Source organism: Verrucomicrobiia bacterium (genome assembly GCA_035629175.1).
Taxonomy (GTDB): Bacteria; Verrucomicrobiota; Verrucomicrobiia; order Limisphaerales; family DASXHY01; genus DASXHY01.
Map to the genome: position 1 here is coordinate 139,341 of DASPIL010000091.1, position 17,951 is coordinate 157,291.

12 protein-coding genes are annotated in these 17,951 nt (G+C 59.3%); 3 read left to right on the forward strand and 9 right to left on the reverse strand.

The annotated features are described in order from the left end of the window. Positions 1–146: 146 nt before the first annotated feature. Positions 147–1,799 (reverse strand): excinuclease ABC subunit UvrC, encoded by a 1,653-nt coding sequence (locus VEH04_15980; GenBank protein HYG24278.1) that lies wholly within the window; start codon positions 1,797–1,799, stop codon positions 147–149. A gap of 92 nt (positions 1,800–1,891) precedes the next feature. Between VEH04_15980 and VEH04_15985 the strand changes: the two genes are divergently transcribed. Further along, the gene (locus VEH04_15985; GenBank protein HYG24279.1) at positions 1,892–2,458 is read left to right on the forward strand and encodes an SIS domain-containing protein; all 567 of its coding nucleotides are present in this window, start codon (positions 1,892–1,894) and stop codon (positions 2,456–2,458) included. Between the two features lie 7 nt (positions 2,459–2,465). Here VEH04_15985 and VEH04_15990 read toward each other — a convergent pair whose 3' ends face one another. Next, complete coding sequence (locus VEH04_15990) at positions 2,466–3,038, reverse strand: thioredoxin family protein (GenBank protein ID HYG24280.1); 573 nt, start codon at positions 3,036–3,038, stop codon at positions 2,466–2,468. A 285-nt stretch (positions 3,039–3,323) separates the two neighbouring features. Here VEH04_15990 and VEH04_15995 point away from each other — a divergent pair, with 285 nt between their 5' ends. Further along, on the forward strand, positions 3,324–3,968 hold the full coding sequence (locus VEH04_15995; GenBank protein ID HYG24281.1) for a hypothetical protein: 645 nt from the start codon (positions 3,324–3,326) through the stop codon (positions 3,966–3,968). Continuing rightward, positions 3,965–4,216, forward strand: a complete 252-nt coding sequence (locus tag VEH04_16000) for a hypothetical protein (protein ID HYG24282.1) — start codon at positions 3,965–3,967, stop codon at positions 4,214–4,216. Before VEH04_15995 ends, VEH04_16000 begins: the two co-directional genes overlap by 4 nt. A gap of 54 nt (positions 4,217–4,270) precedes the next feature. Here VEH04_16000 and VEH04_16005 read toward each other — a convergent pair whose 3' ends face one another. The 7 genes from VEH04_16005 to VEH04_16035 all read right to left on the reverse strand — a co-directional run bounded on the left by VEH04_16005 (position 4,271) and on the right by VEH04_16035 (position 17,946). Further along, positions 4,271–4,714, reverse strand: a complete 444-nt coding sequence (locus tag VEH04_16005) for a hypothetical protein (GenBank protein ID HYG24283.1) — start codon at positions 4,712–4,714, stop codon at positions 4,271–4,273. A gap of 32 nt (positions 4,715–4,746) precedes the next feature. Beyond that, positions 4,747–6,636, reverse strand: coding sequence for a M4 family metallopeptidase (locus tag VEH04_16010; GenBank protein ID HYG24284.1), 1,890 nt, complete (start codon positions 6,634–6,636; stop codon positions 4,747–4,749). A 33-nt stretch (positions 6,637–6,669) separates the two neighbouring features. After that, complete coding sequence (locus VEH04_16015) at positions 6,670–8,484, reverse strand: hypothetical protein (GenBank protein ID HYG24285.1); 1,815 nt, start codon at positions 8,482–8,484, stop codon at positions 6,670–6,672. 442 nt (positions 8,485–8,926) lie between these two features. Beyond that, a complete protein-coding gene (locus tag VEH04_16020; GenBank protein HYG24286.1) occupies positions 8,927–11,299 on the reverse strand; it encodes a serine hydrolase in 2,373 nt (790 codons plus the stop codon). 82 nt (positions 11,300–11,381) lie between these two features. After that, complete coding sequence (locus VEH04_16025) at positions 11,382–12,134, reverse strand: sigma-70 family RNA polymerase sigma factor (protein ID HYG24287.1); 753 nt, start codon at positions 12,132–12,134, stop codon at positions 11,382–11,384. Positions 12,135–12,337: 203 nt separating this feature from the next. Further along, a complete protein-coding gene (locus VEH04_16030) occupies positions 12,338–14,356 on the reverse strand; it encodes a serine/threonine-protein kinase (GenBank protein HYG24288.1) in 2,019 nt (672 codons plus the stop codon). Between the two features lie 47 nt (positions 14,357–14,403). Then, positions 14,404–17,946: a FecR domain-containing protein gene (locus VEH04_16035; GenBank protein ID HYG24289.1), complete on the reverse strand. Its 3,543-nt coding sequence runs from the start codon at positions 17,944–17,946 to the stop codon at positions 14,404–14,406. Between the last annotated feature and the right edge of the window lie 5 nt (positions 17,947–17,951).

The window sequence follows — 17,951 nt, forward strand, 5'->3', positions numbered from 1 at the left end:
TTTCGAAGTTCATACGCCTCCTCTCCCCGGCCCTCTCCTCCGCTCCGAGCGGAAGAGAGGGGGACTAACCCGCTTCTGCTGTCATCTGATGCGCGCCGAGCTGGCGTTAGGGGATTTTGGGAAAGCTGCGCTACGTCGCGCCAGGACTAGACCGTGCGCGCGAGGAGGAACGCTTTCAACTCCGCGGCAGCTTTTCCGCCGAACCCCGGCACTTCCGCGATCTGTTCCTCAGTTGCAATGCGGATGCGCTGGACCGATCCAAATTTCTTGAGCAGCGCGGCCTTGCGTCGTTCGCCAATGTTTGGAAATTCGTCGAGGATGCTTTCGGAAATGCGCTTGAGGCGGAGTTGCGCGTTATAGGTGTTGGCGAAGCGATGCGATTCGTCGCGCACGCGCTGCAGCAACTTGAGCGCGCCGGTGTCGTGCGACAGCCGCAGTGGCTCGCTTTCGCCCGGCCGATAGATTTCCTCAAACTCCTTTGCAAGGCCGATGATCGGAATGTGTTCCAGGCCGAGCTTTTTCAGTTCCGCGCACGCCATGTTCAACTGGCCTTTCCCACCGTCGATCAGGATCAAGTCCGGCAGGTTGGATTTGCCTGCAACCGGCATTTCTCCGGGCGAACGATTCTGCTGAACAGCGGCGGCCGAGGCGTCGCTCTCGCTGTTCAGCGGCCTGTTACGCGACGCAGCACTGACGTCGTCGACCAGTTCCTGCAACGCCTGCGGCACGGCTTCGCCGCCTTCTTCGGACGGCCTCGTGCTTGCGCCGGTTGCTTCCTTCAGCAGCCGTGTGTAACGGCGGCGAACCACCTCTGCGATGGCTGCAAAATCGTTCTGTCCCGTAACAGACTTGATCTTGAATCGCCTGTAATTCGCGCGATCAGGCCGGCCGCTTTTGAATCGGACCATCGAGGCGACTGCGAACGTCCCGCTGATGTTTGAGATATCGAAGCCTTCAATCCGCTGGGGTGGTTCTGGAAGGCCGAGGGCTTCCGCGAGTTGCGCCAGATCACGCACAGGCTCGATGGCAAGCGGGAGCGTGTAAGGCATTCTTTCGAACTTTTCTGTTTTCCGCGTCGTGCGTTTCAAGTCGGCGATCAAGTCCCGCAGTTCAGCGGCTCGCTCATACTCCTGGTTTGCGGCAGCCTTGCGCATCTCGGTTTCGAGCTGCCCCTGCATTTCCTGGCATTGGCCCGCGAGAAAGTCGCACGCTGCCGTCACCTGCTCGAGATATTGCTCCCGCGTCACGTTGTTGATGCAGGGCGCAGTGCAGAATTTCAAATGCGCATACAGGCAGTGCGTGTAATCCCTCTCCGTCGGAGTCAGCGGGCGGCAGCCTCGAAGATGATACTGTCGGCGAACGAGCGAGAGCGTGCTGCGAAGCGCGCCGGAATTGGGAAACGGGCCGAAGTAACGCGCGCCGTCCTGCTGCTTGATGCGGGTGAGCGTGAATCGCGGGATGGGATCGTTCAGGTTGACCTTCAGCATCAGGTACCGTTTGTCATCGCGAAAACTGACGTTGTAACGCGGATGGAGGTCCTTGATCAGCTTGCTTTCCAACAGCAACGCTTCGGGCTCGCTGCGCACAAGATGGAAATCAAAGTCATGGATGGCCTCCACGTGCGCCCGGAATTTCAAATCCCATCCCATGCGGCGGGAAGGGTGGAAGTACTGGCTGACCCGCTTGCGAAGGTCCCGCGCCTTGCCGACATAAATCACCGTTCCGAAGCGATCCTTGTGCAGGTAGACGCCCGGTTTATGCGGCAGTGTGCTGAGTTTCTGGCGGATGATTTCCGTCACGGCAACCGAAACTCTTCCATAGCACCCTGCCCGCGCAAGGGGATTATGAAAATCACTTCCGGTTTCGCGGCGCGGAAACTACCCTGTCTCCCATGACACCGCTCCAGCGCTGCATTGATGAATCGATCGCCACGACGCGCGCCCTTTCTGTGTTCGAACCGCAATTGAATCAGGCGGCACAGATGGTTCGCGAATGCCTGGGCCAGGGTCGCAAACTTCTCGTGTGCGGCAATGGCGGCAGCGCCTCCGACGCCACGCATCTCGCCACCGAATTCCTTTGCCGCTTCTGCGATGATCGGCGTCCTTACCCCGCGATTTCGCTGACTGCAAATGGCGAGTTCATGACGGCGGTATGCAACGACTATCACAGCGAGGAAATCTTTGCGCGCCAGATTTGGGGATTGGGACAGCCGGGTGATGTGCTGATTGCGCTCACGACGAGCGGGAAGTCCCGGAACGTTCTGCGTGCGCTGGAAGAAGCCCGCAAGCGCGACATTCCAAGCATTTGTTTCCTGGGCCGCGATGGCGGTTTCACCAAGGGGATCGCGACGATTGAGTTTATCGTCCAGGGGCAGAACACCGCGCGCATCCAGGAAGCTCAGAAGCTGCTCTACCATGCACTTTGTGAAATGGTGGACAGCGGTTTGGCGAAGGAATGACTGGGTCTCAGAAGTAATCCGGCTGGTTGCCAGCGCGCCATTTGATGTTGCAGCCGATGCTGGGCTTCTGAGTTGTTGACACCGGTTTGCCCGCGAGCACGGCCTCCAGCGCGTCCCGCAAATCCTTGCCCGTGACTGGGATCCCATTCTTGGGCCGGCTGTCATCAAGCTGCCCCCGGTACGCCAGCTTGTGATCGCGGTCGAAGAGGAAGAAGTCCGGCGTGCATGCGGCCCGATACGCCTTTGCGACACTTTGGGTCGCGTCATAAACATAAGGGAAAACATAGCCCGCTTCCTTGGCTTCCTGCTTCATGAGCTCCGGACCGTCCTGCGGATACTCGGTGGCGTCGTTTGAACTGATCGCGACAATCGCCACGTCCCGCGGAAGAAATTCGCGGCCGAGTTGCGCAAGTTCGCTGCGCACGTGCTTGACGTAGGGACAATGGTTGCAGACGAACATGACGAGCAACGGTTTGCCGCGGAACTCCTCAATGGAAACAATCCTGCCGCTCACGTCGGGCAATTGAAAATGCGGGGCATCTGTGCCCAGAGGGAGCATCGTGGAATTGACAGCAACCATGGGCGCAAAATGTGTCGAGAGGCATCCAATGTCCAGTCGAAGTTCGAGTGAAAGGAGCGCCTGCCTTCAGGGCGCTAGCGCGTGAAAGTTTGGCGGATGGGTGGGCGAACCCAACGCCGTGCGCTTGCGACCGGCGGAAGCGGCGCGTGAACGCCTCCTCTAAATTCAAATGTCGACCCGCCCTGCGTCTGCTGTACACTCGGCGCGAATCATTTGAGACGCGGATCGCTGAATATTTGGCGATATTCGACGTCGGAACCATTGCAGTTTTACGGAACGACCTTTATGAAAACGTTCATATCCGCAGCAGCCATCGCCATGGCAGTTCTCGCCGGGACGGCCGGGGCCGCAGCGCAGGAATACACGCTATCCGCGCGGCTCGTCCTCAAGGAACAGCTACCCAGCAAGTTCTCCGAAAAAACCCGCACCTACACGGACACGATCAGGACCACCCGCCTCAGCAATAATTATCTTCTGGGGCTGCTGCAGCCGTTTTATACGGGCACGGTTCCGAATGGATTTCCGCTCGGATCCCGTCTGGTTCTCGTCAACTACCAATATTTCCAAGTGAAATCCCCGAGCGGGATCGTGCTGGTGGAAAACACCTCGCCGTATCTCACCTACACCGACACCTACAGCCAGACGAACTTCCTGTTCCAGGGCAGGGAGCACATCGATAACGAGTCGCTGAACCTCACGTATTTTTATCAATCGACGATCCAGTTCAACGACCCCTCGCCCGAGGGCACATCCTTCACGTTCACTGCCAATACCATGGAACGATACATCCGCGGGCGGGAAAATTCCCAGGGGTTGAATCCCTCGACTGGCTCGCTCTCGATGACGGGCATCGGGTCAGGCTTCATCGGTGGCAAATACATCCTGATCTCCGGGACGTTCAAGTCGCCCCTGACAGGTTGGTGGGAATGAAGCCTGAATTAAATCTTCACGCGCCGGTGGATAACGACATCGGCTCGCTCACTGACGGCGGCTTGCTGAGGATTGTCAGCCGGCCCTTCTCCATAGAGGCCGCGAAACGCACGCGGTTTGGCTCGTTTGCCAGTGTGTTCCGGGCCAGGAGATTCTCGGCACGGCCTGCGACAGCCCGCATTCATTTCACACATCACATTGCAAATCATTCCGACGCCGCCGCAGCGCGGCGCCGGAAGCCCATGTAAACGCGAGACCCGGCGCCTTGACGACGCCGGGTCGATTCATTCCTTTTCGCCTGTTCAAGGTGCGACCGGCGCCGTCAACCGATAGAACCGTCCGTCCTGGGTTGCGGGAACAACCATGAAGAATTGCGTGGCATCCATTTGGTAGGGTCCTGGAACATTAGTCCAAAAGACCCCGGTGCCCACGACGACGGATTCCTCGAGCGAGAAGTTCGCCGCCCACAATGGCCACGCCACTCGCGCGTTGCTCCCCGCCAGCGTGATCGTAAGCAACGGAATTCCAGCGGTTCCTGCCGGCATGGGCAGCGAGGGATAACCTTGCTGGTTTCCGTAGCTCGCGCTGCTCATCGGCTTTCTTAGCCAGCCGCTGAACACGCCAGTGCCGCTGATGTTTCCGCCCTGGTAATGGGCGCGGCCGCTATCGAACTCCGACCAGTTCGCGACATACTGCGCATGCACGTTGGCGGCGCATAGAAGGAGAAGTGTAAGTATTCTTTTCATAACATTTAATCGTTTGGAATTATCTCACGGGTTCAGTCCCCGATGACGGCGCTGCCGTTGTAAGATCGCAACGTTGTGATCTCGGTAAACGTCAGCGTCTCCGAGTACGTCCCGCCCCGAATGTAGAGGTTGTCTCCCGGATGGGCCCCGACGACGCCCTGCACCACGGTTTCGAACGGACCGACAAACCCGAGACATGACTGGTTCCCATTCTTGATCAGGCAATTGCTCGTGCCATCGACGTAAAGGTTGTTTGGCGACGCAATCTCCACCGCGCGGCAGGCGCGGTACAGATTGTTTCGCTGATCGGCATTCCATCCGAGGTTTACTGCAGTCTGGCGCAATGCCTCGAACAGGTCGTTCCATCCCGAACCTGAGGTGAGAAGGTTTGCATTGGCTTCGTAATACAGGTCGGCCACGGCATTGATGCCCATTCCCGTTACGGTCTGGCCGTTGAAGGTGTCGCCGTCGACGAGCAGGTAGCAGAGCTTGTTGTTGACGCCGCTGTTGCTGTGGACACCACCGAAGTCATTGCCGTTGTTTCCCGTTCCTGCGGGAACAGCCGCGACATAATTGCCGCTGCCCACTCGGTCGGGATCGTTCTGGTTGTTGGGAAAGCTCATGTCACGAATCGCGCCGCCCGCCAGGTCCTCGCCCATTTGCCAGCGGATGTTTGCATTGTCGTTGCCGTTGGCGTTGGACAGGTCGATGAATTCCCCAAAAATGTCGGACAACGATTCGTTGATCGCCCCCGACTGATTTTCATAAACGAGCCCCGAGGTAAACTCCGTGACCGCGTGCGTGAATTCATGGCCCGTGACGTCGTCCGTCGCGAATCCCTGGCCGAAGCGCATGCGTCCCGAACTTGAATTCCATTGCGCATTTCCCCAGGGACAACTCGCGGGATTCGGACAGTAACGAACAGTCCCATTGATGGTCGCCCCCAAGCCGTTGTAACTGTCGCGACTGTGATTGTTCTGGAACCAGTTATAAGCCTGGCCCAGAAACGTGTAGGCGTTGTCGACGTCGACGTTCCCCGTGGGTGGATTGCCCTCCGAACGCACGAGTGTGCCGGGCCAGTTCGTCGTGTTGTTGGAGTTGCGAATCTGGCGGTTGAGCGCTGAATGAGACAATGCGTGCCGCGCCACGATTGCGCCTGTATGCGCGTTGATGAACCAGCGCGCATCCAGGTCGGGTTCCAGGTCACTGCCCAGCACAAAGACCCACACAAGCTGCGCGGGCCCAGTCGTGTCGAACACGGAAGGCGCGTAGACCATGAGTTGAGGCGCGCCTGTTGAGAACGGCACTCCGGGATTTTCTGCGGCAACCTTCGTGGAAACAATGGCCACAGCCTGCGGCCCCGTGATCGCCGGCGCGATCCACTGCGGTTGTGCATCGGCGTTATTAACTTCAAGTCCGAGATCGGAACTCAGGAATTCAACACCGAGATCGTTGTTGAGCTGGACCGCCATCTGTCCGCCGAACACGGGAAGGCCGCGGTAGGTTTGCTGCAGCCGAACAAAGGTTCGTGACAGCGACTCGCGGGTTTGAAAAGCGGTCACGTCGATGTTCGAACTGAGGATGCCGAGCGGATGCCGGTTGTCCTGGATGAAGAACCGCGCAGTCTGGCCCGGCTGCCCAGGGACAGTGCGTTGTGGCATGAAGGCGTGGCCGGGCGATGCCCCGAGGTGCCTGAGAATGCCGCTCGAATCAAAGTTCAAACGCGGCGATTCGTTGGTGCGGGAGGGTTCGGTCGTTCCCCTTCCCGTGTAAAACCGCATGGTCGAGAGCACACGCGAGAGTTCCAGTTGATTCGTGGAACTGACCTGCGCCCGCACCTGCGATGTCACCAGCCCGCTGGCTGCCATCAGCGCGACGGAGAGCGCGAGAAGATGAACCCGTTTTCGTGTTTGATATTTCATGATGGTCTCCCACATGAGGGTTGGCCGACGGTTTTACTGAAGGCTGACGAGGACGAGCACGAGCCCCTTGCCCGACTCAAGGCTCGTCATGGCTTTTCCAACAATGGCGCCCTGCGCGCGCGCGTGTTCGGTGACTTTCATTCCGTGTCCAGGGGTCGCTGACGTCGTGATGAGATCCCCGGGACGGACTTCGCCGTAGCTTGCATCCACAAGGCAATAAACACGGCCCGTGAGCGCAACGGGATGCTTGCCGTCAGCGATGCTTCCGCTCTGTCCCATGATCATGCCGGGGTTGATGCCGCCCGCCCCGCTGATGACTCCCGCGGCGTTCCGATCGTACGGTGAGGAACAAGCCGCCAGCTTTCCAGGATTGAGGGGATCAATGCTCACGACCATTCCTGCCTGAACGCTGTCGTTGGGCGCTTGAATTTCGAATCCCTCGGAAAGGTCGCTGCCGCCAGTAATCTGCAACACCTGGGTCGTAATTCGGCCGTCGCCACCCTGGTCGGCGTCGAGAACGATCGTTGCTGTGCCATCGCTCTTGCGCAGCACGATCTGGGCGCCGTTGCCGGCGATTTCAGATGCCTGCAATGTGAGCGTCTCTGTTCCGTCGCTTTCCTTCAGACCGATCTGCCCGCCATTCACATCGGCAGAGTCGCGGCCCCAGAGGTAGATCGTTTCGTTTCCAGTCTTGTTGTAAATCTGCACGAGGCCTTCTTCGCCATCCCAGCTGCTCGCTGCGACATTGAGTTCGCCGACGTTGTTGTAAAGAAGCATCCGGCCGGCGGGACCACCGTAAAGGCGCAGGCGCGGGCTGCTGGCCGAGTTGCGCAGGCTCAAAGCGCCGACACCCGTGCCGTCATCTCCATAAAGAATCGCACCCGGTCCAACTGTTCGTCCGCCGGATCCGTAAAGGGTCAATGTGCCGCCACTGTCCCCCGCGACAAGATCCGCGCGGTCGCTCCCACTGGCTGAAAGCAGATTCAATTGGGGATCGAGAGTTCCGTCGTTGCCTGCGGTCAGGTACACCGTGCGGGTGTTGCCGACGTCATCGTTCATCCACAGTTCACCCCATGAAGGGCCATAGAGTCGAATCTGTTCCAATCCGTCGCCGCCATAGGTGCTGATGCGATGGGCGCTGCCGTTCAATTGGACGGTGCGCAGGTCGGCCACGCTGTTCCAGACATCCAGGAGACCGCTGGTTGCGGTGCCGCCGAGGTCAATGCTGTCGGCGAGTTTCGCGGATGTTACAGAGTTGTCGCCAAGTTTCGCCGTGGTCACCGCAAGATTGGCGATGTCCACTGTATTCACTTCGCCGTTGATGATATGGCCCGAATTAACTGAGTTGGGCGCGAGATCGCTTGAACCAATGCCGCCGTCAACGATCTGGTTTCCAGAAATGGCGCCTGCCGCGACGCGTTCAGCCATCATTGCGTAACCAACGGAGAGAATGCTCTGGTCGGGGGCGAGCGCCTGGAAGCCGTTCGTGCCGTCATTGAACCAAATTCGCAGTTTGACGGGGTTGTTTGTGAAGACCCACGACGGCACTGGAAGCATGTTCGCGAGGTTGGTGTCACCTATGCCGAGGGAGTAAAGCCCGCCAGCAACAGGCAGTGACAGGGTGCCTGAGGGTTCGCTGCCGCCGATGCTGGTGCCATCATTGCTCCAGTGGGAAACACTGCCGTTGTTGTTGATGAGCGCGAATTTGAACTGCCCTGTGCCTGTAAAGTCCACGCCGCCCGCTGTGACGTGGCCCTGGTAGCTGAGTTGATTTGGGACGGTCTGCGCGTGCAGCGCGGAGGCCAGGGTGAGGCTTCCGATCAATGCGGAAACAATTGAGGTCTTCATACAGATATCGAGTTTTCGTTTTGGTTGCGTTTGCGTTTTCAACCGGCGGATCCGGGTAAGCGGCGGCTGGCACACACACGTTTTTTTGCCAGCCGATCACCGCTTCCCCGGAATCACCTGCCCGCATCCGCGAGAGGCATTCCCGCCGTCACTGTGAAAAGAAGAAATGGAGGGATGACTATTACAGGCCGAATAAACTGATTTGTGGATTCAAGTGCACCGGCGTGGTGCGACGGAAGCGGAAGTTCGAAGGTCTGAATCCGAAAGAAGTCCGAATTGCGAGTTCAGGTGGCCCAACAGCCTGTAGAACGGAAGACTGGCGTCGGGAAAGGCGCGGGATTTAGCCTTGAAACGCGAAATGGCGGTTTCGGGCGGCGACGTGATCAAAAAGCAATCGCGAAACTTTTCCCGGATCCAACGGCACACATTGCAAGGGGATCACTCATTCGCCCACGACTGCAGCCCCGTCATACGAACGCACCGTCGTGAATCGATCCAGGACAACGGCTTCATCGTAGGTTCCCGTCCGAATCCAGAGCCGATCTCCGGCGCACACTGCAGAGGCGCCCTGGTTGACGTTTCGATAGGGTCCAAACAGCACTGTGCAACCAGCCTGGCCGTTGGGAATGGGACTGGAGCACGCACCGTCCACGTAGATGTCCCTTGTCTTGGCCATCGTCTGCGGCGGTTCGCCAGGCGCCACAGTGCACGGAAACAAGTCGTAGGCGGGCCAGGCGTTTGAAGTGGTGAGCGCGTTGATGGCGTTGTTGATGACTGCCTTCACGACGCCTGCGAACTGGTCGTTCGCAGGACGAATGTTGCACGCGACGGCGAATCCGAAACCGTCGTTGCGATAGCTCAGATCCGCGATTGTGCCGTTCATTGCCCCGTTATGGCCCCAGCCAGAGCCGCCGAGCGCGAGTCCCAATCCATAATTAGTGCCGCCGCTGCCGGGACCCGGAGCCATTGAAGGCGTTCGCATGGCCGTGAGGCTGTCGGGTTGCAGCAATTCAGCCTGGTTCGTGCTGCTGTCGATCCGCCGCAGGAACAGCAGCAGATCCAGCGGCTTGGCAATCCAGCCTCCATGCGCATCCATGCGCGAAGGGCTGAGATCGTAGGGCGATCCGCCATCCGACTGATAATAAACCACTTCATTTGCCTTGCGCTGCGCCAGGGTGCTGCCGCCGATTTCCATCTCCGTCACGCAAGAGGGCGCCATCAGTTCGTCCTTCACAAACTGCTCATACGTGCGCCCCGTCCTGCGCTCGATCACGCGCCCTGCTGCGCAGAAGCCGATATTCATGTAAGTGTAGCGCGTGCCCGGGGTCGAAGTGGGCTCGCCGTCGGCGTCGTTGAGCTGCCAGTCGATCGCTGCATCGGGATCATCGCCGCCGACCTGCCAGATTCCGTCCGTCGTCCATCCTGTCGTGTGTTGCAAGAGCCTGCGCAGGGTGATGTTGCGCTCACGGTTGCTGTAAGGTGGAGTGCCAAACGATTCACCGAGCAACGCGCCAGGGCCAAATACGGTGGCATCCAGGCTGACACCGCACAGGTCTCGCATTTTCAGAACAGCGGCCGCCGTGATCGGCTTGGAAACACTGGCGATTCGGAACCGATGCAATGGATGCACCCATTCGTTGGCCGATTGATCCGCCAACCCGAAGCCCTTCGCGTACACGAGACGCCCGTTGCGTGAGATGGCGAGGGACAGGCCGGGAATGCCGTTGCTTTGCATGTAGCCGTTGATGGCGTTGTCGATTAGCGCGAGGTGCGCCGGGATCAGGCCTCCGTTGCGCTGAAAGATGGCGCTGAAGTGCGGGCCCGACGCCGTTGTGAACGCGCTTGCGAACACGGGCCGATACCCCTGGTAATTCCAGTTGAGGCTCTGTGCCTGGTAATTTTGGTCCGTCAGGCCATGGTGGCTGAACGAGGCGCTGCCGTTGCCCGGATTCTTCCAAAGGCCTGCATAGAGCGGCTGTCCGCTGACTACGGCGGCGCTCACCGCGATCAGTTGGTAACCCTGGTTGCCGAGTGAGTTGAACTCCTGCTGGTATTGCGCCGAAGTGCGCCGCGTGCGAACCGCGTACGTTGCGGTTTCTCCCTTGCGCCAGATGCCCGCGTAATAATCGACGCCCCCCGCGTTACAGGTCCAGATGTGAACGAGCTTGTACCCCTGGGCGATCCGAGCCGCGTGAAACGCCTGGTAGCCTGCGTGTGTCAGGCCAGTCTCGGCAACGACGTCGGCGCCGGGCGAGTGCTCCCAAATGGCGTTGTAATACACGTTGTTGCCAATGCCGAACGCGCTCAAAAACGCCGGGACGTATCCCTGCAGCGCATACGTTGCGTTGTTTGCATCAAACTGCGCTTCGGTCATGCCGGGATGGGTCACCCAGTTGGGCCCCGCCCGTTCTTCCCACACAGCGGCGTAGCGCGCCTGCCCCGCTTGTTCGTATCCGCAGACCGAGATCAGCCTGTAATTGTAGGGGGCCTGCGTCCATTGATTGAACTCCGTCTGGTAGCTCGCGGCAGTCATGTTGTGACGCGACACCCAATTCACGGCGAACGTGTGCAGGGTGGAAAGAATCAGGAGCGATGCAACGAGGGCACGGAGGCCGGGATTCCCGGGTGCAGAGTTTGAAACAATTCCGTTCATGCCTGTTACTGAAGAAACGGACCTCCGACGATTACAACCCGCATTCGCGCGCAATTCCGTGCCAGTGCCATCGAGCGTGCCGCGGCTGGCGAAGCATGCAGAGCACGTGCAACACGATGCGGCCTGTCCGACTGGCGGCGAGAAAATGAGAAGCTTGAGCATTCATGAAAAATCCTTTGGTTCATGCGATGCCCGTACTAAAGCAGGCGGATGCCGAAGATTACAGAATTCCGGCGCGAATGACTCATCCTTCCATCACGGCAAAGAAGCGGCGCAGTTCATCGGCGATTTCCGAATCATCGGCAACTGTCCGCACGACTTCTTCATACACCAGCTTCTTGTAACGCTCCCGCATCCGATGGACGGTCACGGCGACGGCATTGGGTGTCATCTTCACCAGCGGCGCTGCCTTCGTGTAATCGCCAGGCTCGGCATCCTCGATCACAAAGGACTGCAGTTGCGTGAACAATTCCAATTTGCCTGCCGAGGACTGTTCTTCCCGCAGGCGCGACAGGGCTTCCTCGAACAATGACAGGAACCAATTGCGCTCGAATATCTTCTCAGGAGACATCCCCGATGCAGGCTCGCGCAGAAAGCGGCCTTCACTGTCGGTGTCGTCCAGTGACACAACCGTTGCGCGTCCCCCGCGTTTCACAGCGTTGTCATGATCGCGCTGGTTCGAAACGAAATGGTTGAGGGACGCCAGAAGGAACGAGCGGAACTTGCCGCGGCGGCGGTCGGCGGCCTCGAGATAGTTTTCCTTGATAAGGCGGTAAAGGAACTCCTGCGTGAGATCCTGCGCCCGATGCGAATCGTGGCCCTTGCGTCGAAGGTACGCATACAGCGGGTACCAATACGTCCGGCACAAACGTTCCAGCGCGGCCTCGGCTTCGGGCGAACCCTGGCGTTGCGCTGCGATGACATTGCTCCACGAAGTCGCGGCAAAGCGCGCGCCGAGCGCCGTGTTGGGCGAGGCATTCTGCTCCGGAGGATTCATGACACGAACACTACTGAGCCGCAGCGATGCGCGCCATCCTTTCTGCGATACCCCTCAGCGTCGCCACGTAAGGCAGGTTCTCCTGCCTGCTATGTGACCGAGGCGATGGAACTTTGATCCAGGCGGCCGATAAATCCGTGGAGCGTCATTCGGTGGGGGAATCCCGGATTTTAAGGAGATTCTTTGACCGGTTTCCACCTGCGCTACGACGGCGCGCGCAACGGCAGCAATGCTGCGTGCATCTCCCCTGCTGAGGCGTAGCGTTCGGAGGGATTCGATGCGCAGGCCTTGCCAATCACCTCGTTCAACCGACGTATCGCGCTGTCATCCCGCTCCTCCCAAACAGCGGTGGGAACCTCCGGGAAAAGCAATCGATCGCGTCCCATCGCGGCTTCATAAAGTAACTTTCCGAGGGCGTAGATATCGGCTGAAGCGGTGCCTGGCCCTTCGGGGGGAATGTACCCTTCCGTTCCAACGAGTGAGTTATCGTTTCCATTCACGGCCTGATCGGCCACCAGTCCGATATCGGCCAGCTTCGGAGTGCCGTTCACGTAGATGATGTTCCCCGGTTTGATGTCGCGATGCACCAGCTGCTGGCGGTGCAGATGTTCCAGTGCCAGGCTCAGGGCCAGGCCGAGTTCCACGCATTCCGCGGGCGGAAGCTGCCCGCGGCGCATCAGTTCCCTTGCGAGCGTGCGCGGGGAATACTTTTCAGGATCAATCTGTTGTCCGCGCGTTTCGTCGTCGGCCGCTTCCATGATCTGGAAAAAGTAGCTGGGTTCCTCAACGCGCCCAACGTGGAGCACATTGACGAAGCCCGGATGCGACCGAGAAATGGGCATGAACCGCTGGAGGCCGCGGAACTCTCTCTCAAACGGATCGTCCGATGTGAACGCGCGGCGCTGCACGATCTTGACGGCGTGGAAAGCGCCGATGGCGTTGCGCGCAAGCCAGACTTCGCCATAGGCGCCGCGCCCCACACAACGCAGCAGCGTGTGATCGGGAATGGCGGGACCGAGCGATGTTTTTGATTGGCTTGGGGAAACGCGGCTGTGTTCCAGCGTGCGCTCCAGGACTTCCTTTTCGAACTTCAGGCGATACGCGTGCCTTCCCATGGTCCATGCGAGCGCGGCCGGAATTTGTGCGAAGCAGATGACTGTCCATGGAAACCAGACGTGATTGCCTGCCTGGTGGACGGCTGCGGCGACCAGGAAAAAAATCGCACCGACTGCGGCGCCGAACGCGTGTATCGGCCGCAGCCATCCGATGATTCCTCCTAGCAGCAAGCCCGAGAGCAGGACAATCACCACCTGCGCCTTCCATGTCAGCAGACGCAAGCTGTCGTTGCGCAGAATGTTCAGAAACGCTGTGGCCCCGATTTCAACACCCGGCATGAATTGGTCGCGCCAGAGCGTATGCGGTGTTTTAAAGGCGTCGGCCTCGTCGCCGGGTTGCAGTGTCCGTGGGCGGGCGCCGACAAAAACGACTCTGTCGCGGAACGTTTGCATTGGCTCTTCGCCCAGCGCATCCGAGTAGCTCACATTTTTCAACGTCAATGCCGGCCCGTAGTAGTTCAGCCACGTATTCGCCAGCTGGGTTTCATCGGTGTTGTCCAGCGTGACGCCGAGCAACTCGGCGGCCCGGCGCGGCAGCCCGGGAAGGGTTTCAGTTCCCACGTAATATTGCCGCGCCACCGCCTTCTCGGGCGTCATCATTTCCGTGATGCCCCACCCAGCGGCGGCCTTCAAAAATTCAGGCAAAGGCAGCACCGCGCTGCGCGCTTCAACCTGGGGGCGAAACACCGATTCCAGCGCGGCGGCAAGCACCACCTGGCCGTTGGCGGTGATCGCGCGGGCGAGATTGCTGTTGGCTTCTGGAGTCGCAGGAAGATTGAGCAGTATGTCAAAAACAACCATGCGGGCGCGGGCCGCGGTCAATCTGTCCACCAGTTCGGCATGCAGATTCCGATCCCATCCCGCGGTGCCCGTTTGAACCAACTCAGCGTGCGAGCGGTCATCGAGATACACAACCACCACTTCCTCGGGAGCATGGGCAATGCGGAAAAAGAAGAGCAGGTCGTAACTGAGGTAAACCAGCTCGTGCGCCCATCGAATGCAGCCCAGCCCAATTGCGGCGCAGGCCACGCCTGCCAGCACCGCAGTACGCCAGCCGCGCCTGCCTGTTGCAGGCGGAACATTCGACTCTGCGCGGCTGGGAATCATCCAGGCGCAGCCTAGGAAAGTTCAACGAAGCGCGACAGTCTGAACTCTTAGAAGTTGAGAACCACGCTCACTGCTATGGTGCGCTCGCGCGGAAGGTCCTGGGTGAGGTTCAGCGGATTGAGCCGGTAATCCTCGTCTGTGAGATTCAGCAATCCCAGCCGCAGTTCTGCACGGCGCCTTGGAAAGCGATAACCCGCCTCCACATTGAACTGCCAAAAGGTGTCTCCTGGCCGGCCTGGCGAATAACCGCGGTTGTGCTGCCCTGTCCAGGTTGCGCTGGCGCCCGCGAAGAAACCCGATGCATGGTGAAACAGCGCAAAGAGTTCCGCCTGATAAATCACAGCTTCCAGATCCTGGCGGGTTTCCAATCCACCGGCAGTGATTGCCGACGTGGGAATTTCCGGGAAAGCGCGATTCAGCTCCGCCTGGCTCACACGGTAACGCGCGCCAACCGACCATTCATCGCCAATCAACTGATTAAAGGTGATGCCCAGCGAACGTTCCTCGAAATCCAGTTTCTCCCGCGTGCTTGCGGGTATGAGACCCGTGAACGTGGAGAGACTGACGACGCCAATCGTTCGCTCCACGGCCGAAGAGGCCAGTTCTCCGAACACTCCAACGAACGTTCGGCGCCCGATCTTCTGTTCGATCGACGCGCCCCAGGTTTCAAATTCCGGCGCCGAATTCGCGCCCGCGACGGATTCCGGAACAACGCTGCGGAACACCTGGTTGAAACCGGCGATTTGTGAAGGTTCAAGGCGCACGCTTTGATCAATGCTCACGCCGCCCACGCTGCGCAACCAGGCGCCTCGGAATGTAGTTGTCGCCGTGGGCGTCCAGATCAAGCCCGCCTTGGGAAGCAGATGCTCGCTTTCCCGCTCCTTCTCGATGAGTGGGGCGTATCGATAATTTCCAGGATAGGACAGCCAGTCGTAAGTGATCCCGCCCGCGAAGAGGAGCGACGGAACCAGCTGCCAATGATCGTAGAGATAGACACTTCGCCGCTCCATCGATGGCGCCACCTGGTTTGTAATGGGAACGTCGAAGGGAAGCCCGTTAAAAAGGCGGCCGTTGAATTGCGCGTTGCGCGTTTTAAAATCACCCGATTGAAAGCGGCCGCCGAACACGAACGAGTGATCCCCGACTTGCGCGATCTGTTGCAGTTCGGCCGTGTAAAGTTCGAACTTGCTGCGGTAGTGCTGCTCGTACAACAGCGGCGTCACAGCGCCGATGACTCCCGTGAAACCGCGATCCAGCAGCAACGTGCTTTGCGTTGGGTTCCTGACTTCCAGGGTTTCCTCCATACGCCCGGCAAGCAAAAGCGTGTGATGACCGGGACTCCATTCTCGATGATATCCAGCCAGCACGGATGGCGCGTAATCATCGGTGAACCGCAGGCCCGGGTTTGCGTCGGAGTCGCGATAGTAATGATTCACGTCGCCGTATTCGTTCTCCGAGTAGCTGAGGCGCAGATACACGCTGTCCTGTGGCGTCAGTTGCTGCTTGAGATTGACCACGGCCGCAAGTTGTTCCAGGTCGTTATTGGGGCGGTGACCGGCGTCGGAGTGATAGAAGAATTCCGCTGCGTAACTGCTGTCGCCAAAAGTGCCGAACTGCGCCGTGTTTTGAACCCATTCGCCATGGCTCAGGTATTCCGTTGCGGACGTGATGCCGAATCCGTCGCGCTGGAAGAGCTTGGAGTATTCATGTTGCGAGACGGATTGCGACAACGGGCCCGCACCAACAGGCGCGAGCAAATTTGCCAGCAGGTATTCCGTGAACCAGGCGGTCTCGTAACGCAGGTTGATCTGGTTGATGTCGCGCAGCTCGTTGTAGCTGTCGGCGAGAAATCGATGCGCGGAGTAATTGGCGTAATCCGCATTAACGGCGCGGCCAGCCTCGCGAACGCTCACCTCGGTCATTCCTGCATCGCGATATACCCTGGCGAGGTTCGCACCGCGAACCGCTCGATCCTGGTCCAGCAGCAGCCGCGATCGGAAGACGCGTCGATTATCGTTCAACTCCTGCGAGCGTTCCAGGTTGCAGACGGATTCATTTACACGATTGAGATCGTGCATCAGCAGGGCGGAATAGAGCCACGCTGTCGGATCCATGTCATCAAGGTTTTTGCCAATCGAGAATTCCTTTCCCGCACGCGCGTAATCAGCTGTGTCGTTGAAGGCTTTGCCGAGGTAACTCCGAAGCAGCGAACGTTGCGGTTCCATTGCGGCTGCGACCTGAAGATCGAAACGGCCTTCCTCGCGCCTGCCCCGGCGAATCTGGCACAAACCTTTCCCCAGCCATGCATTGCCGAGTCCGCCATCCAGTTCGATGGCACGTTCGAACCAGCTCTGCGCCTCCCGCAAATTGTTCTGCGCGCTGAGCATGAATCCGCGCAAAGCCACGGCCTGCGCGTTCCGCGGGGCAGGCGCGAGGCTTTTGTCGAGAGCTGCGAGTGCGGGTTTGATCCGGCCAAAACTGAACTCGAGCTCTGCAACGCGAGCCCATCCAAATGCAAATTGCGGAGATTGCCTGACGCTGCGCCGCGCCGCTTCCAGTGCGGGCTCGAGCTCGAACCGCGCCTGATGCGCATAGGATTCGGCGAGCAGTTCCGTCGCGGTCGTTGAGGATCGCGCTGCGCTGCCGGTTGGACGGCCGGAGACTGCGTTGATAACCACCTTCAGTGCCGGCGCCAGACGCTGGCTCCAGGATTCGAAGGCGTTTTGCTCAAGCGTGGCGAGAATTGTTTCTGAACGTTCGACCTGGCCGGCCGCCAGAAGCAGCGCCGCGAGAAAGATGCGTTCCGAATCTGAGGTGGGAGTCCGATTCGGTGGATACGATGACAGTGCCCGCAACACATCACCGCTGCGATAATCCGAAAGGGAGGCGGCAAGTGCTGCAGTTTCATTCGCGGTGAGCGACAGGTCATCGAGGTCGAGCACACCTGGATAGTAGAGGCACCACTGCACGATCGCAGTTGCATCGATCACGGCTGTCTTTCGCGGCGGCTGGCCTGCTTCAGCAATGCCCTGTTCGCCAGGATTCAGTTCCACGGCGCCGAGCCCGTTTGTCATGGTCGCCAAGCCCGCGAAAACTGTCAGGGTTGTTCGTCCACTCCCTTCATCCACCTTCAGAACGAACTCAGTTCCTCTCGTTGCGGCGGTCGCCGTCGGGGTGACGAATCTGTGCCTGCCCGGGCGATCCCGATTCAACAGGCGCATCAGCCCGCGGCTGAGGCTGAACTCTGCATCGACTTCGGGAGACGGAAGCGGTTGGATTTCAAACTCACTGTGCCAGCCAATCCGAAGGACGCTGAGATCTGACAGGCGAATGGATGTTCGGCTGTCGGCACCGGTGCGGCCGCGGTCCCGCACGTTGAGCCGTTGTCGTGGGTAAGCGGCGCTCCAGGCGTTTGAACGATGACGCTGGATCCACACGTTGGTTCCTTCGACGGTAAGAACAATGGGCGGCTCAACAGCCCGGGATGATTGAGACGAGGTTTGCGCGCGCAGCGAACCCGGCATGAGCGCCACCATCATCAGCAAGATGCCAAACGAGGGCACCGCGTTCGCTGCACGTGGCGATTTCATGGTGG

Coding starts and splice junctions, on each gene's coding strand:
- VEH04_15985 (HYG24279.1), top strand. CDS start 1,892: ATGACACCGCTCCAGCGCTGCATTGATGAATCGATCGCCACGACGCGC.
- VEH04_15990 (HYG24280.1), bottom strand. CDS start 3,038: ATGGTTGCTGTCAATTCCACGATGCTCCCTCTGGGCACAGATGCCCCG.
- VEH04_15995 (HYG24281.1), top strand. CDS start 3,324: ATGAAAACGTTCATATCCGCAGCAGCCATCGCCATGGCAGTTCTCGCC.
- VEH04_16000 (HYG24282.1), top strand. CDS start 3,965: ATGAAGCCTGAATTAAATCTTCACGCGCCGGTGGATAACGACATCGGC.
- VEH04_16005 (HYG24283.1), bottom strand. CDS start 4,714: ATGAAAAGAATACTTACACTTCTCCTTCTATGCGCCGCCAACGTGCAT.
- VEH04_16010 (HYG24284.1), bottom strand. CDS start 6,636: ATGAAATATCAAACACGAAAACGGGTTCATCTTCTCGCGCTCTCCGTC.
- VEH04_16015 (HYG24285.1), bottom strand. CDS start 8,484: ATGAAGACCTCAATTGTTTCCGCATTGATCGGAAGCCTCACCCTGGCC.
- VEH04_16020 (HYG24286.1), bottom strand. CDS start 11,299: ATGCTCAAGCTTCTCATTTTCTCGCCGCCAGTCGGACAGGCCGCATCG.
- VEH04_16025 (HYG24287.1), bottom strand. CDS start 12,134: ATGAATCCTCCGGAGCAGAATGCCTCGCCCAACACGGCGCTCGGCGCG.
- VEH04_16030 (HYG24288.1), bottom strand. CDS start 14,356: ATGATTCCCAGCCGCGCAGAGTCGAATGTTCCGCCTGCAACAGGCAGG.
- VEH04_16035 (HYG24289.1), bottom strand. CDS start 17,946: ATGAAATCGCCACGTGCAGCGAACGCGGTGCCCTCGTTTGGCATCTTG.